The sequence below is a fragment of the Chlorobium sp. genome (genome assembly GCF_049593655.1).
GTDB lineage: Bacteria > Bacteroidota > Chlorobiia > Chlorobiales > Chlorobiaceae > Chlorobium.
Genome location: NZ_JBAWHG010000048.1, coordinates 57,253 through 71,647 on the forward strand (window position 1 = coordinate 57,253; position 14,395 = coordinate 71,647).

General features: G+C 54.2%; 15 protein-coding genes. 4 read left to right on the forward strand and 11 right to left on the reverse strand.

Going from position 1 to position 14,395, the window contains the following annotated elements; genetic code table 11:
- Positions 1-169: 169 nt before the first annotated feature.
- The 11 genes from WBP50_RS08280 to WBP50_RS08330 form a co-directional block, all read right to left on the reverse strand.
- The gene (locus WBP50_RS08280; RefSeq protein ID WP_423933435.1) at positions 170-1,018 is read right to left on the reverse strand and encodes a CoB--CoM heterodisulfide reductase iron-sulfur subunit B family protein; all 849 of its coding nucleotides are present in this window, start codon (positions 1,016-1,018) and stop codon (positions 170-172) included.
- A 17-nt stretch (positions 1,019-1,035) separates the two neighbouring features.
- A complete protein-coding gene (locus WBP50_RS08285; protein ID WP_423933298.1) occupies positions 1,036-2,070 on the reverse strand; it encodes a succinate dehydrogenase/fumarate reductase iron-sulfur subunit in 1,035 nt (344 codons plus the stop codon).
- Between the two features lie 12 nt (positions 2,071-2,082).
- Complete coding sequence (locus tag WBP50_RS08290; RefSeq protein WP_423933300.1) at positions 2,083-3,786, reverse strand: FAD-binding protein; 1,704 nt, start codon at positions 3,784-3,786, stop codon at positions 2,083-2,085.
- Positions 3,787-3,921: 135 nt separating this feature from the next.
- Positions 3,922-4,368, reverse strand: a complete 447-nt coding sequence (locus WBP50_RS08295) for a CBS domain-containing protein (RefSeq protein ID WP_423933303.1) — start codon at positions 4,366-4,368, stop codon at positions 3,922-3,924.
- Positions 4,369-4,546: 178 nt separating this feature from the next.
- Entirely contained in the window at positions 4,547-5,188 is a 642-nt protein-coding gene (locus WBP50_RS08300; protein ID WP_423933305.1) for an MBL fold metallo-hydrolase, read from the reverse strand.
- 21 nt (positions 5,189-5,209) lie between these two features.
- On the reverse strand, positions 5,210-5,518 hold the full coding sequence (locus WBP50_RS08305; RefSeq protein WP_423933307.1) for a hypothetical protein: 309 nt from the start codon (positions 5,516-5,518) through the stop codon (positions 5,210-5,212).
- On the reverse strand, positions 5,515-8,745 hold the full coding sequence (locus WBP50_RS08310) for an efflux RND transporter permease subunit (RefSeq protein ID WP_423933308.1): 3,231 nt from the start codon (positions 8,743-8,745) through the stop codon (positions 5,515-5,517). Before WBP50_RS08310 ends, WBP50_RS08305 begins: the two co-directional genes overlap by 4 nt.
- On the reverse strand, positions 8,738-9,154 hold the full coding sequence (locus WBP50_RS08315) for a hypothetical protein (RefSeq protein ID WP_423933311.1): 417 nt from the start codon (positions 9,152-9,154) through the stop codon (positions 8,738-8,740). Before WBP50_RS08315 ends, WBP50_RS08310 begins: the two co-directional genes overlap by 8 nt.
- A 51-nt stretch (positions 9,155-9,205) precedes the next feature.
- The gene (locus WBP50_RS08320; protein ID WP_423933314.1) at positions 9,206-10,531 is read right to left on the reverse strand and encodes a TolC family protein; all 1,326 of its coding nucleotides are present in this window, start codon (positions 10,529-10,531) and stop codon (positions 9,206-9,208) included.
- 6 nt (positions 10,532-10,537) lie between these two features.
- On the reverse strand, positions 10,538-10,768 hold the full coding sequence (locus tag WBP50_RS08325; protein WP_423933317.1) for a metal-sensitive transcriptional regulator: 231 nt from the start codon (positions 10,766-10,768) through the stop codon (positions 10,538-10,540).
- A gap of 124 nt (positions 10,769-10,892) precedes the next feature.
- Positions 10,893-11,504, reverse strand: coding sequence for a DUF1997 domain-containing protein (locus WBP50_RS08330; protein ID WP_423933319.1), 612 nt, complete (start codon positions 11,502-11,504; stop codon positions 10,893-10,895).
- A 39-nt stretch (positions 11,505-11,543) separates the two neighbouring features.
- Between WBP50_RS08330 and WBP50_RS08335 the strand changes: the two genes are divergently transcribed.
- The 4 genes from WBP50_RS08335 to WBP50_RS08350 all read left to right on the forward strand — a co-directional run bounded on the left by WBP50_RS08335 (position 11,544) and on the right by WBP50_RS08350 (position 14,373).
- A complete protein-coding gene (locus tag WBP50_RS08335; protein WP_423933321.1) occupies positions 11,544-11,918 on the forward strand; it encodes a hypothetical protein in 375 nt (124 codons plus the stop codon).
- A gap of 150 nt (positions 11,919-12,068) precedes the next feature.
- Entirely contained in the window at positions 12,069-12,296 is a 228-nt protein-coding gene (locus WBP50_RS08340; RefSeq protein WP_423933324.1) for a chlorosome envelope protein B, read from the forward strand.
- Between the two features lie 137 nt (positions 12,297-12,433).
- Positions 12,434-13,441: an aminoglycoside phosphotransferase family protein gene (locus tag WBP50_RS08345; protein WP_423933325.1), complete on the forward strand. Its 1,008-nt coding sequence runs from the start codon at positions 12,434-12,436 to the stop codon at positions 13,439-13,441.
- Positions 13,438-14,373 (forward strand): sugar phosphate nucleotidyltransferase, encoded by a 936-nt coding sequence (locus WBP50_RS08350; RefSeq protein ID WP_423933327.1) that lies wholly within the window; start codon positions 13,438-13,440, stop codon positions 14,371-14,373. The genes WBP50_RS08345 and WBP50_RS08350 overlap by 4 nt, the downstream gene beginning before the upstream one ends.
- The last annotated feature ends 22 nt before the right edge of the window (positions 14,374-14,395 follow it).

Genomic DNA, 14,395 nt, shown 5'->3' on the forward strand with positions numbered 1-14,395 from the left:
AATAATTTGAATGGTTTGTAAAGACAGTTTTACCCGCTGCAGCTTGCGGAGCCATCCGGCTTCGGGTATTTTTTCAAAGTGCAAAACTACATTTTTTTAGCCTTATTTGAAAACTTTACCGATGAGCCGTCAGACCTGCTGCAATTAAAAAAAGCCGTAAGACAAAAGCTCAGCTGACAATATGCCGCTTGATGCCAAGCTGTTTTTCCGTATAACCAAGAGCAAGACCAACCATCTCCGAAAGATGAAAAACAGGGATGGAGCTGTTAACATTGGCCTGCCTGAGCGCTTTGGCCTGGTAGCCGTCAAGTACGGTATGGCAGAGCGGGCATGGGGTGACAATGAAATCCGCCTTGATCTCGATAGCCTCTTCAAGCGCTTCGGCAGCAACGTTGAGAGACTCCTCCTCGGCAACAAGCAGCGTATGGAAACCACAGCAGCGGTTTTTATGCTCATAGGGCAGGGGCGTTCCGCCGAGCGCCTCGATCATCATGTCCAGAGTACTCGGTTCGAGCGGATCGTCCTTTCCGAGAACCGTCGAGGGGCGGAGGATGTGGCAGCCGTAAAACGGTGCAATCCGGTAATTTTTCAGCGGCACCCTGACCTTCTGCCGGATAGCCTCGAAACCGACGTCTTCGGCAAGCACCCAGAGAAGGTGCCGCACATTTGCCGTTCCCTTGTACTCGAGTCCCTCCTTTTTCAGGAGCTCATTGACCTCTTTTTTCAGTTCCGGCGTCTCATCGAGTTTTTTCTTGGCCGTCCGGATAGTCATCAGACAGGTATTGCAGGAGACAACCAGATCGAGTCCGAGTTTTTCTGCAAGAGCGATATTGCGGCCATTGACAAGCGCAAAATGCTTCGGGCTGACATAATCGAGATTGCTGCCGCCGCAGCAGGTGCTTTCATGAAGCTTTACAAACTCGATGCCAAGATCGTTCTGCCACAGATCGATGGAACGGTCAACCTCTTTGGTCATGGATTCGTTGATACAACTCAGATAGTAGGCATACCTCTTCATACCGCGGTTCTCCATGGTTATTTTTTATGGGATTTCTGTTCCGCCCTGACGTGTTCCGTCATCTCCCGGAACATCTCCCTGAATTTTTTCATCCCTTTGGCCGGTTTGACCAGAGGGGGAGGAGGAGGCGTTCTGCGCTTCAAGATCATTTTTATCGCCATGGGAAGCAGGTTCTGCAGCGTCCAGGCAACCCCGTTGGTTCGGATGGGCAGAGTGGCTTCGACAAGCTTGCCCTTCTTTTCGATATCCTCCATGAACGCCTCGGCATGTTTCGCTCCGCTCGTATCCCTGACGCCCCTGACTTCGATCGCATCCTCCCGGATGCCGTGAATGGCCTCCATGATGGGAATATGTTTCACGCAGGTCTCCTGGCAGCGGTAACAGTGCGTGCAGTCCCATACCCCGTGGTCCTTGACAAGCTCGCCAAGGCGCACATCGTGGATGGCGTCACGGCCGTCAACGTTCATCCTGTATGATTTCAGAAGAACCGCAGGAGAGACATACTCCTTGTGCGCCCGAAGAATGGTGCATTCCGACACGCACGAAGCGCAAAGAATGCAGTCTGTAGCCTTGTCGTATTTCCGGAACTCCTCTTCCGATACAAGAAACTCCTTTTTGCCGATTTCCGATTCGGGCATTCTGGTCTCGATCCAGTTCGAGTACTGCTTCATCTTTTCGACAAGCGGGTCCATGTCGACAATGAGATCCTTGATCAGCGGCATGTTGCGCAGGGGTTCGATCTTGATGATCCCCGCCTCCCTGCATTTCGAAAGTTCATCCCACACCTGGGTGGTACATGCCAGTTTTGAAATTCCGTTGATGCGCATGCCGCAGGAACCGCAGATTCCTGCCTGGCAGAATGCCCGGAAACTCACCGAGGCATCGACATGCTCTTTGATATAGTTGAGAGAACGGAGAACCGTGATACCTTTTTCGATCTGTATCGTGTAATCGTCAAAATACGGCTTGCTGTCCACCTGCGGGTTGAAGCGGAACACCCTGAGGGTTATATCTCTTTTCTCTTCCGTATGCAGTTCTAAAGCTCCTGTCATATCGAGTAGTTGTTAATAGGTTCTTTCCTGAAGTTCATACCTGCCCATGGACACAGGCTTTTCGCCCAGCCTCATCCCGTTTCTTTCGAGAGTCGCCAGGGTATGCTTGTGCCATTTCTCGTCATCCCTTACCGGAAAATCGGTGCGCGTATGCGAACCGCGGCTCTCTTCACGGGCAAGCGCTCCTGATGCGACGGTTTCAGCAAGATCAAGCATGTTTTTCAGTTCAAGAACCTGAAGCAGGTTGGTATTGAATATATCGCTGGTGTCGAAAACACGGATATGCCTGAAACGCTCACTGAGTGCAGCGAGATCTTCGATGCCTTTCCGGATCTTCGATGCCTCACGGTAGATGCCGACATTCATGCCGAGCGTCTGGCCAAGCTCCTCCCGGAGAGTGCCGTAACGCTCGAAGTGGCCTGACGGGCGCATATAACTCCGGAGCGCTGCTTCCGTATCCTTGAGTTCTTCTGCGCCGATCTGTGCGGGCTCGAATCTGCGCGCCTCCTCGGCGGCAGTCCGTCCGGCCAGACGGCCGAAAACAAGAATGTCGAGCAGCGAGTTTCCTCCGAGACGGTTGGCTCCGTGTACCGAAACACAGGCGCACTCACCGGCGGCATAGACGCCGTCCATGACGGTTCTGCCGAAATTGTCGGTATCGATGCCGCCCATCGAATAGTGAGCCGTAGGCCTTACCGGAATAGGCTCTTCGATGGGGTCCACGCCCTCGAAATACATCGACATCTCGCGAATCTGCGGAAGCCTTGACATGATAAGGTCGGCCCCGAGATGGGTCAGGTCGAGATGCACGTATTTGCCTGCGGGGCTGTCGAAACCCCGTCCCTGCAGAATTTCGGTCTCGATCGACCGGGAAACGAGATCTCTGGGCCCGAGCTCCATTTTTTCAGGCGCATATCTCGACATGAACCGCTCGCCTGCGGCATTGACAAGATAGCCGCCTTCGCCCCTGGCGCCTTCGGTTACCAGAAGCCCGCTCTTTCTCAGACCGGTGGGATGGAACTGCACGAACTCCATATCCTTGAGCGGAATACCCGCCCGGTAGGCTATGGCCTGTCCGTCGCCGGTATTGCCGGCTGCATTGCTGGAACGGTTCCAGTACATTTTGGCGTAGCCTCCGGTTGCGAAAACAACCGTCCTTGCAGGAAACGCCTCGACCTTGCCGGTCTTGATGTTCAGGGCGATAAGCCCTTTCATGCGGCTGCCGTTGACCGACAGCTGCAGGGCAAAATACTCATTAAAAAAAAAGACCCCTTTTTTCAGACACTGTTCGTAAAGGGTCTGCAGAATGGTATGCCCGGTCTTGTCGGCACAGTAGCAGCAGCGCGGCCGGCCGGCGCCGCCGAAAGGACGCTGGGCGATCGTGTTGTCCTCAAGCCGCGACCAGGGCGTTCCGATGTTGTCAAGCTCACGAATGATTTTCGGCGCCTCGGAACAGAGTATCTCTACGGCATCCTGATCTGCAAGGTAGTCGCTGCCCTTGATGGTATCGAAAATATGCAGTTCGACCGTATCGTCCTTTGCCGTGTTGGCAAGAGCCGCGTTGGCGCCCCCCTGGGCTGCGGATGTATGGGAACGGTTGGGATAGACTTTGGACAACACGGCAATATTGAGCGCCGGATTGGTTTTCATGGCTTCCATCGCCGCATACAAACCGGCGCCTCCGCCTCCGACGATAACAATATCAAATGGTTTCATACGCTCTTATCTCGTTATGAAGCTGCAGAACAGATTCAGTGAATGTAAGAAGGGCTGCAGAAGGGGCAGTACCCTGCAGGTTGAATGATTTGTCTCTTGTGAAGAGGAGAGAGACGGCAAGACAACAGCGAGCGGTTACAGCGCTACATGGTCGTCATGGACAGGAAGCTCTTCGACAGCGTGGAGGACATCGGTCATGTTCAGCACGCCGAGTACCTTATCGTTTTCCATGACGGTAAGCCGTCTGACATTGGTTCTCTTCATCAGACGGAGAGCGTACTTGACTCTGAGTGCGGGATTGATACTGATGATCGGCTTGCTCATGATCTGAAAAACCGGAGTGTTCCATGGATCGCGATGCACGTCTTCGCCGGGATCGATAACTTTTTCGAGAATATCCTTTTCGGTGACAATACCGTAGCAGTCGTCTTCATTGCGGGGCTCGACAACCAGGCCGCTCTGCTTTGTGCTTTTCATGATCTGCAGCGCCTCGGCAACCGTACAACTGCCTTTGATCGTCTTAAAATCTTTCTGCATCAAAGCCGAAACCGGGAGAGTCCGCAGTGTTATAAGCTGATCCATAGAAATTCCCTCTGATTAAAAAAAGGACAAAACGCCCATTATTATTGGAAAAAAGGCAGCTCGCAAAGAGTGCCGGGACTATGTCTGAAAAATCTGGATAGGAAGGGAGGCCCGTCAGGGCCTATACGCAAAAAAAGCAACTTAACAATATAGAAAATCAGCCGGAAGGAGACAAAAATTATTTTATGCCGTGAGCTTTTTTGAAGGCGGCCCAGTTGTTTTTCAGGGCGATGAATGCGTTGAGATCGGGCTGCAGGAGAAAGGGGTTCGAAGCCTTTTCATCCCCGAGCGTGGTGATGGGCCGCTCCCCGTAATCATGCCCGGGATAAACCGTGGTGGAAGGCGGCAGTTCTTTCAGCAGCCGGCGCAGCGAGTCATATTCGGCGGCGGCTTCCTCCCCGGAACAGGTGCCCCCGACCTTTCCGGTAAAGAGCGTATCACCGGTAAAAAGCGCATCGCCCGCGTGAAGGCAGATGGAGTCAGGAGTATGACCGGGAGTATGGAGAATATGCACGCTAAGCGAGCCGAGCGGGAAAAGCGCGCCATCTTCCACCCTCGTCCCCGTCAGAGGGCAGATATCCCCGTAAAGCAGCGGATGAAGACCGGTCAGGCGCGCCATCTCTTCGTTGCCGTTGGTATGGTCGGCGTGAGAGTGGGTGGAAAAAACATAACGGACCCTGTAGCCGTGCCCTGCCGCGAAATCGGCAATGGAACGGGGATCCCAGGAGGCATCGACGACCAGCGCATCCCCCGAGTGTTCATCAGCGGCAAGATAGCCGAAATTCCTGTCGCCCCCCGTGCGGAACTGTTTGACGATCATGGATATCCTTTGGGTTGCCTGTCAGGCGGTTTTTTCGACATTCATGAGAAAAGCCCTTGCCGGAAAATCCCGGTCGACGGCAATGGGGTTCGTTTCGAGTTCCTCCATGATCGCTTCCGCCTTGTCGTCGTCGAGCACGGCAAAACAGAGCGACGAGTAGGTGCCGATCATCTCATCGGAAGGCCACCAGGGCTGCTGGGTTCCCGTTTTGCGGTCGCAGTTGCACCCGCGGATAGAGACATTGCTGAACATGTGCACCTGAAACTTCCTGAACAGGGCACGGACCATCGGCCGGGTCTCTTCATGACCCATAATCGCTATGAATTTCATGGTTTATTCGCCTCCTGCACCGGTTTTTCCGACTTTTTTTCAGTGATATAATAGACCAGAGGAACGACAACAAGCGTCAGGACGGTCGAGAGAATCCCCCCCCAGATCATCGAAATGGCCAGTCCCTGAAATATCGGATCGAAAAGCATGATCACCGATCCGATAACCACAGCCCCGGAGGTCAGAATGATCGGACGCGTCCGCACCGCTGCAGATTCGATGATCGCCTGTTTAAGTTCGGTACCCTCTTCCCTCCGGATCTGGATAAAGTCGATCAGAAGAACGGAATTTCTCACCATGATGCCGGCAAGGGCGATCATGCCGATCATGCTTGTGGCGGTAAAAAACGCGCCGTGAATGAAGTGGCCGGGAATGATGCCCACAAGACTCAGCGGAATGGAGATCATCATGATGAGCGGCGTCTTGAACGACTGGAACCAGCCCACGATCAGGAGATAGATGATGACCAGCACCACGGCGAAAGCCGTACCGAGATCCCTGAACACCTCGAAGGTTATCTGCCACTCCCCGTCCCATTTCATGGCGAGTCTATCCTCGACGGCAGGATTCGAGGTATAGAGCGGGTTGATGCTGTAACCGCCGGGAACCTTGATCTGCCGGATTTTTTTGTCCATGTCGAGCATGGCGTAGACCGGGCTTTCCGTCGCACCGGCAACATCGGCCGTTACATAGAGCACCCGGCGGAGATCCTTGCGGTAGATGCTCTTGTCCTGTATTTTTTCCTCGACCTTCACCAGCTCCGACAGCGGAATCATCTCTCCGGCGCGCAGACGGGTGGTGAGGGACCCCATTCCCTGCGACTGGACAAAGATGCCGGAAAGATCCCTGAGAGAGGTCCGGTCGGCTTGAGGCAGCCGCACCTGTATCATGACCGGCTCCTTGACATTCTGCGTATGCAGCACACCGACATCCATGCCGCTGAGCGACATGCGCAGCGTCTGGGCGATCTGCTCGGTGGAGACGCCGCGAAACGCCGCCCGCTCCTTGTTGACCACCAGGTTGTAGACCTTCTGGTCGTCCTCCAGAAGCCAGTCGACATCAACCACACCCGGAGTCTCGGAAAAAACCCGCTTAACCTCTTTTGCAAGCGCGATCTGCTCTTTCTGCGAAGGTCCGTATATCTCCGCCACGATGGTCGAGAGCACCGGAGGGCCTGGAGGAATTTCCACAATTTTCGCATTGCCACCGTACTTCAGGGCGATCTTCTGGACTCCGGAACGGACCCTTTTGGCGATATCGTGGCTCTGGTCCTTGCGCTCTCCCTTATGGACAAGATTGACCTGAATGTCGGCAAGATTGGATGCCTGACGCAGATAGTAGTGGCGGACGAGGCCGTTGAAATTTATCGGCGCGCTGGTTCCGACATAGTACTGGTAGCTGCTGACCTCCGGCACCGTTTTCAGATATGCTGAAATCTCCTTGGCAACCCTTGCCGTCCGTTCCAGGGCGGTGCCTTCCGGCATATCGACGATAACCTGGAACTCGTTCTTGTTGTCGAACGGCAGCATTTTCATCTGCACGGCTTTAAGCGGTATCAGGATGATCGCGCCGGCAAGCAGCAGACCGACTCCGGCAAATGCAATCAGACGCATGAAGCTGTTGTCGAGCAGCGGAGAGAGAATCTTTTCAAACAGCCTGTAGTAGCCGGTCTTCGTGATGTCATACTCCGCATGCCCTCCGTCCTCGACTTTCAGCAGTCTGTAGGAAAGCCACGGGGTTACGATCAGGGCGATCAGGAGCGAAAAGATCATGGCCAGCGAAGCTCCGATCGGCATCGGACTCATGTATGGGCCCATCAGTCCGGAAACGAACACCATCGGCAGCACGGCGGCGATAACCGTAAAGGTTGCCAGAATCGTGGGATTGCCGACCTCGCTGACCGCCGTTATGGCCGCCTGCAGTTTCGGCTGACGCTTCATGGCGAAATGGCGGTGAATGTTCTCGGCAATGATGATCGAGTCATCGACAACGATACCGGTCACGAAAATCAGTGCGAAAAGCGTCACCCGGTTCAGGGAGTAATCGAACAGGTAATAAACAAGAAGGGTCAGGGCGAAGGTAATCGGCACGGAAACGAAATTCACCAGCGCGCCCCGCCATCCAAGGAAAAGACCCACGACGATCGTCACCGCAACAATGGCGATGATGAGATGTTCGAGCAGCGTGAACACCTTCTCCGTCGCACTCTCGCCGTAGTTCCTTGTTTCGGTAACGGTAATGGAGGCCGGGATGACCGATCCCTTGAGCTGATCGACCTTGGCAACAACCTTTTCGGCAAGCACCGAGGCATCGGCTCCCTTGCGCTTCGCCACCGTCAGGGTGACGGCCGGATATTCGCCGCGGTCTTTGGACTCCGAAGCCGATCCCCAGCCGAAAAAGTTGTAGTTGCTGACCTCTTCGGGCCCATCGACAATACGGGCGACACTGCTCAGGTAGACCGGCGATGCGCCGTAAATACCGACAACGATGTTGCCGACATCGGAGGCGCTTTCCAGGAAACTACCCGAGCGGACAAGAATTTCGCTGTTCTGCTGCCTGAAATCGCCGGAAGGCATCTGGCTGTTTGCCATCTGCACCTGGCGGGCGATCTGCAGGGCGCTTACGTTGTACTGCAGCAGCTTCTGCTTGTCCAGAAGAATGCGCACCTGTCGCCTCAGCCCCCCCTTGATGTCGACGTCACCTATATTTTCGGTCTTTTTCAGTTCATCGGCAACATCCATGGCGGTCTTTCTGAGCTGATAGGGGTCCCTGCTCTTGCTCCACATGGTCAGGTTCAGCACCGGAACATCGTCGATGGCCACCTTTTTCATGAGCGGCATCTGTACCCCCTGAGGCATCTTGTCCATGTTCTTCATGAGGGTTGCCCAGAGCTTGACCATGCTCTCCTCGGTATTCTGACCCACGTCGAAGCGAACCGTCACCAGCGCAAAATCCGGCATGGAGGTTGAATAGACATAGTCAACGCCGGGAATTTCGGTCAGCGAACGCTCGAACGGCTTGGCGACACGTTCTTCGACCTCGGAGGGGGGCGCACCGGGATAGGGAATGTAGATGTCCACCATCGGAACGACAATCTGCGGTTCCTCCTCCCTCGGCGTCATGAACGTTGCGATCACGCCTACAAGAAGCGAGGCCACCATCAGAAGCGGCGTTATCTTCGAGTTGATGAACTGCCTGGCAAGCCTGCCTGCAATACCTTCATTCATTGGACTGAATCTCTTTTGTTTCTGAAACCTGCTCTTTCACCAGCGCTCCCTCCCGGAGCGACCGGTTATACCTGCCGACAATCCTCTCTCCCGCATCGAGACCTCCGAGAATGACAACTGAGCCGTTGACGGTACGGCCGGTCCGTACCCACCGAACGGTAAGCCGATCCTCGCCATCAACGACATAAACCCCTGCCAGCTCCCCCTGGTGAAACACCGCTCCTCCGGGAACGGTGAGCGTTGACGTTCCCTCACGACCGGAACTCTCCCCGACGGTAACAATGCTTTCCACCGCCAAGGGAGTGGCCGGCTTCACGATTGCCTGAGACTTCGGATCCTCTTTTCCGCACCCCGTCACAATGCTGAAGAGTACGGCAAAAAGAAACAGTCTGATCATCCTTATATCCATAATGCTCAATCCGGTTTCCCGTCCGTTTATGATAAACATTCAGCTGTTGCGCTATTTTCCCGAGTAGTAGTCGTACTCGCTTCTGGCTATGCAGAAGTCGTGGCGCGCCTGGTTGAGGCGCAGCTTCGCATAGGTGTAGGCTCCTTCACGCATCAGCAGCTCGAAGGTCATGGCCATACCGGTTTTGAACTGGGTTCCGATATAATCGAGACTCACCCGCGCCTCCTCGAGCGCCTGCTGGGCAACGGCCATTCTGGCCTTGGCCGTTTTCATTTCACGAGCAGCTTTCCTGATCTCCGCAAGACTGCCGCTGCGGGCCGCCTCGTAAGAGTATCGCGCTTCGAGTTCCCTTGCTTTCGCTTCCTGGATCCGGCCTTCCGAGGCCATGCCGTCGAAAATATCCCACTGCATGTTCACCCCCATCGACCAGCTCGAACCGCCGCTGAAAACATTGTCGCTGTGCAGGTCGGTTCTGAGAAAACCGTTCACTCTCGGAAGCCTCGATGCCCTTGCCATATCTCCCTGCTGCCGGGCGATCTCCCGGTAGGTCTGCATGGCCATGAGGTCGGACCGGTTTTCAGGCACTGCCGCCTCATCGACCGAAGGCACTCCCTTGCCGACAACGAAATCGCCGGAAGGAATGACGTTGACGTCCTGCTCGAGATTCAGCAGCACTTTAAGGGCGTCGGTCGCATTCTTTATGGCGTCGTGAAGCATGAGTTTCTGCTCGTTGAGCTCGGCAAGCCTCACCTCGGTGGAAAGTTTGTCGGATTTTGTCAGCAGCCCCACACTATACGCTTTCGCCGCCTCGCGGCTGTGCCCGCTCATGGTGCCAATGGACTGGTCGATGGCCTCGATGTTTTTCCGGGCGAGGATCAGGCCGTAATAAACCTTGCTGACCTGCAGCTCAATGGCTTCCGCCGTTCTTGCCGTCATGAGCTCCTGGGCCTTCTTTGAGGTCGAAGCGACCTTGCGGCCAATTGCCGCATCGGCGTTGAATATGGGCTGTATAACCTGCAGCGACGTATTGAAGTCGTTGATCGTATCGGCGTTGTTGAGTTTTTCAGGATTGAAATCGGCCATCGTGACACTGTTCTGCTGCAGCTTCAGAACAAGTGCCGCACCTGGATCGTTGGTCACAAGAAAGGTCTCAGACAGCGTTACTTTCGGCAGGTAGGACTGGCGGGACTGGGTGATTTTCGCCTCGGCCTGGTCAACCCGGCTGCGTGCCGCCCTGATCGTGTAATTGTTTTCACGGGCCATGCGCACCGCATCTTCAAGCGAAAGCCTCACGGTTCTGCTGCCTGCAGCTGCCTGGCCGGGCGAGAGAAGCGCTCCGCACAGACAGATACCGGTCAGTACCTGGTATACCTTCATGGTGTTTTACTGTTTTGAGATGAGTTTTAAAATCCGTGCCACATTTTCCGAGTCGTTACGGCTCATGCACTCTTTCAGACTTCTGTCGAGAACAAGGGAATAGGTCTTGTCAAGCGCGGCTTTTGCTGCCTGAAACTGTATGATGACCTTTTCACATCCCTGCGAGCTCTCGATCATCCTGACAAGAGCCTCTACCTGACCGGCTACCTTTTTCAGCCGTACAATCACATCGTCCATACGCTTCAAGCCCTTTTGATGAAAAACATCGCATAAATCTGCATACCCGGCGCCGGCATACCTATACCCGGTTAGGGTATAAAAAGTACAAAAAAAAGTATTAAAAGCCAAAAGAGGGAACTGCTTAGCGGGCCCCCCCCTCAACGGCAAGCTCAGCTGTCGAGCAGCAGATATCGGCCTGTACCTGGCAGAGCATGCTCTCGGTTGCCTGCTGCATGATCTGGGACATGATGGTTTCACTCATGAACTTTATGATCCCTTCAGGCATCATGTTCAGGGGAAACGAAAGCGTGAAATCCAGTGCGATATCGGTCTCGAAGTGCACTTCGGTTTTCCCTTCGTCCAGATGGTACAGACAGATACGCGTATTGGCCCGACCGACAAAGGTGTGGTTATCTTCGATGTCGATATGCGGTGTATTCTGAGCATGAGCCCACCTGATGCACCTTGCCCCCGTCGGAAGGTGCCGGGCTACTTCATGCGGAACCACTGCAGGCGAATGGTGATCGAGCGGCTCCTCGACCTGCTCGACGAAGAAAATCGCGGTTATGGGATTGTTTCTCGGGTCCTTGGCCTGAAATATCCATTTGTAGATGCCCAGCTCCTTCAGATGAACAACGCTGGTACAGTAGGGATTGCATCTGATAATTCTTGTATGATCGGCAAAATACCGGGAAGAGTCATGCAGACATGATTCTATAACCACCTTGGCCTTGCTTTTTCCAACAACCTCCATAGTCAGTCAACACTTGATTTACTTGTAAACCTGTAATAAATGATGAATCGAGAAATCTTCAAAGGAACAGTGACGCTATTTCAAGAGTTCCCTGCAAAAACCGGTAAAGAACAGAAAGCGGAGAACCCTTCCGGACAGCTTATCTATTTGCCGGATTTTTCTTATTATCCTGTAACGGCAGGACCGTCCGTCATTGCCGATCCGTTCAGTTCACGCCTTCAATGCCTCTCTTATGCAGGAATCATTCAATTATACGACGATCGTAGCCCCTGTGGCTTTTTTTATCAGCGGTATTTTCATCGTGCTGCTGCTGAACAAATTCATAGGAAAAAATTCCGGCCAGAAAAAAGCCGGATAGGACGCAGGAATCCCCCAGGCCCTGCCATTGCAATGCCGGAGAGAGGATTCCAATGATCTAACCCCTTGATCTTTCATGGTTTCCTGCCGGTTTTTTATTTGTTCCGCATCGGAAAATTAGTTAGCTTCAAACAAATATGTCCAGGGCAATGTCGGTTACGGATATTCTCCCTTAAACTCTTTCTCAAACTCAAACCATAAAGCATCATGTCAAACGGATCAAACATCGATGTTCAGGGCGCAGTCAACAATCTTGTTGAAACCGCCGGCAAGCTCTTCCAGCTTCAGCTTGACCTCATGAACAACAGCCTCAAGGTTCTTGCCAACGTAGCAGAACCGCTTGCAAAAACAGCAACCGACCTGATCGGAAACTTCGCAGCTACCGCTACCCAGGTTCTGCAGAGCGTCTCTTCAGCTGTTGCTCCGAAAAAGTAAGCAACGCCTTTTTCCTGAAGCACCTTATGCCTTGAGGGATAAGGTGCTTTTTTTTTGTCTTGCTGCCGGGAAAACCTGTCGAGGTATCTGATTTTCGCTGACCTTTGCCGACACACGGCATCCTTACACGCTCCAGTATGAACACCGAGTACCATATACGGGGCTTCTACAGCCCGGAAGATCGGAATCAGCTTCATATAACGCCAATACAGGGCGATGCCTCCACCCGAAGCTATTACAGGGTCTCCGGCCCGGACGGCAGCGCAATCGCCTGCTGCGACCCACTGCTCCGTGAAGCGAACCCGGACGACTACCCGTTCCTGATCGTGTACGATCTCATGCGCGGCCACAACCTGCCGGTTCCGGAAGTCCTTGCCGTCAATGCCGGAGAAGGCCTTCTACTGATAGAGGACTGCGGAACGGTTCAGCTGCAGGACATCGTTTCCGGGGAAAAACAGTACTCCGCTCCGGAAATCTACCGGGAGGTGATTGACACGCTTGCCCGCATCCAGTCCATAACGGGGAACCCCGACCGACTGCCCTTCAGGCTCAGCTTCGACAGGGAAAAACTGATGTTTGAATTCGATTTTTTCATCGAACACGCACTGCTCGGCTATTTCAAAGCGGATTTCGACCGCAGCAAAGCCGGTGAGCTTCGCCGCGAATTCGAAACCATAACGGAAATTCTCGTTCAACCGAAGCATTTCGTGCTGAATCACCGCGATTTTCACAGCCGAAACATCATGATCCATAAGGGCAAGCCGGTTATCATCGATTTTCAGGATGCCCGCATGGGGCTGCCCCAGTACGATGCCGTCTCGCTTATCCGCGACTCCTATGTCGTACTCGATCCGGCTCTCGGCAACGAACTGAAAACCCGTCATTTCATGACGCTTCAGGGCCGCGACGCCATGACGATGAGCCTCGACGAATATCTCTACCTTTTCGACCTGATGGCGTTCCAGCGCAATGTAAAGGCTCTCGGCACCTTCTGTTATCAGACTGCGGCTCTCGGCAAAACACAGTATGAAACATCGATCCCTCCGACGCTGGCATACCTTTCAGACTATATCGAATCCCGCATGGAGCTGAAAAAAGCAGGAGTGCTGCTGCAGTCGCTCCTTGAAAAAACAGGCCCCCGATGAAAGCACTTGTCCTTGCCGCCGGTTTCGGTACACGCCTCAGACCGTTTACCGAGCACTGCCCCAAGCCCCTGATACCCGTTCTCAACGTTCCGTCCCTCTTTTATGCCTTCGCGCTGCTCAAGGAGTCGGGTGTCACCGAAATCGTCTGCAACATTCACCACCACGCCGCTGAAATCCGTAAAGCGGTCGATGCTTTCGATTTCGGGAAATTACGCATCACCTTTTCGGAAGAAACGTCGATACTCGGCACGGGCGGCGGTCTGAAAAAATGTGAACCCCTGCTTGAAGACGACGATTTTCTGCTCGTAAACAGCGATATTATCTCCGATATCGACTTCGCGGCACTTGTCGGCAGCCACCGCATGTCGGGTGTTGCCGGAACGCTGGCCCTGTATGAAACGCCCGATGCGGGCACTATCGGAGCCGTCGGTGTCGAAAACGGCCTTGTCAGGGATTTCAGGAACATGCGCCTTACCGGCCTCCTCTCCTCGCTTATCTATACCGGTACAGCCGTGCTCAGTCCGGCAATTTTCGCTCACCTGAAAAAGGGGTTTTCGAGCATCGTCGATACCGGATTCACCGGCCTCATCGACAGCGGAGGACTTGGCGCATACCTGCACGGCGGATCGTGGATGGATATCGGAACGCTCGAAAGCTACTGCAGGGCCAACACGGCCACGGGCATGCTTCCCGAGCTGCTTGCCGGAAGAGTGCGGGCCGCCATCGGCATGATGCCCCGCCGCATCGCAGCCGATGCCGCGATCGATGCCGGAGCGAGCGTCGTACGCTCCTGTGTCGGCAGCGGGTGCACTGTCGGCCGGGGCGCTGCAGTTGAAAACTCGGTGCTCCTGCCGGGTGCAGTTGTCGAGCCCGGGGAAACGCTCAGCTCCGCCATCCGGGACCGCTGCAGCACCGTCTTTCTTGCCTGCTGAACAAATAAAAACGCAACACTCG

Excerpts from the sequence above, each read along its gene's own strand:
- WBP50_RS08280 (WP_423933435.1), bottom strand. The coding sequence starts at position 1,018 with ATGAAGAGGTATGCCTACTATCTGAGTTGTATCAACGAATCCATGACC.
- WBP50_RS08285 (WP_423933298.1), bottom strand. The coding sequence starts at position 2,070 with ATGACAGGAGCTTTAGAACTGCATACGGAAGAGAAAAGAGATATAACC.
- WBP50_RS08290 (WP_423933300.1), bottom strand. The coding sequence starts at position 3,786 with ATGAAACCATTTGATATTGTTATCGTCGGAGGCGGAGGCGCCGGTTTG.
- WBP50_RS08295 (WP_423933303.1), bottom strand. The coding sequence starts at position 4,368 with ATGGATCAGCTTATAACACTGCGGACTCTCCCGGTTTCGGCTTTGATG.
- WBP50_RS08300 (WP_423933305.1), bottom strand. The coding sequence starts at position 5,188 with ATGATCGTCAAACAGTTCCGCACGGGGGGCGACAGGAATTTCGGCTAT.
- WBP50_RS08305 (WP_423933307.1), bottom strand. The coding sequence starts at position 5,518 with ATGAAATTCATAGCGATTATGGGTCATGAAGAGACCCGGCCGATGGTC.
- WBP50_RS08310 (WP_423933308.1), bottom strand. The coding sequence starts at position 8,745 with ATGAATGAAGGTATTGCAGGCAGGCTTGCCAGGCAGTTCATCAACTCG.
- WBP50_RS08315 (WP_423933311.1), bottom strand. The coding sequence starts at position 9,154 with ATGGATATAAGGATGATCAGACTGTTTCTTTTTGCCGTACTCTTCAGC.
- WBP50_RS08320 (WP_423933314.1), bottom strand. The coding sequence starts at position 10,531 with ATGAAGGTATACCAGGTACTGACCGGTATCTGTCTGTGCGGAGCGCTT.
- WBP50_RS08325 (WP_423933317.1), bottom strand. The coding sequence starts at position 10,768 with ATGGACGATGTGATTGTACGGCTGAAAAAGGTAGCCGGTCAGGTAGAG.
- WBP50_RS08330 (WP_423933319.1), bottom strand. The coding sequence starts at position 11,504 with ATGGAGGTTGTTGGAAAAAGCAAGGCCAAGGTGGTTATAGAATCATGT.
- WBP50_RS08335 (WP_423933321.1), top strand. The coding sequence starts at position 11,544 with ATGATGAATCGAGAAATCTTCAAAGGAACAGTGACGCTATTTCAAGAG.
- WBP50_RS08340 (WP_423933324.1), top strand. The coding sequence starts at position 12,069 with ATGTCAAACGGATCAAACATCGATGTTCAGGGCGCAGTCAACAATCTT.
- WBP50_RS08345 (WP_423933325.1), top strand. The coding sequence starts at position 12,434 with ATGAACACCGAGTACCATATACGGGGCTTCTACAGCCCGGAAGATCGG.
- WBP50_RS08350 (WP_423933327.1), top strand. The coding sequence starts at position 13,438 with ATGAAAGCACTTGTCCTTGCCGCCGGTTTCGGTACACGCCTCAGACCG.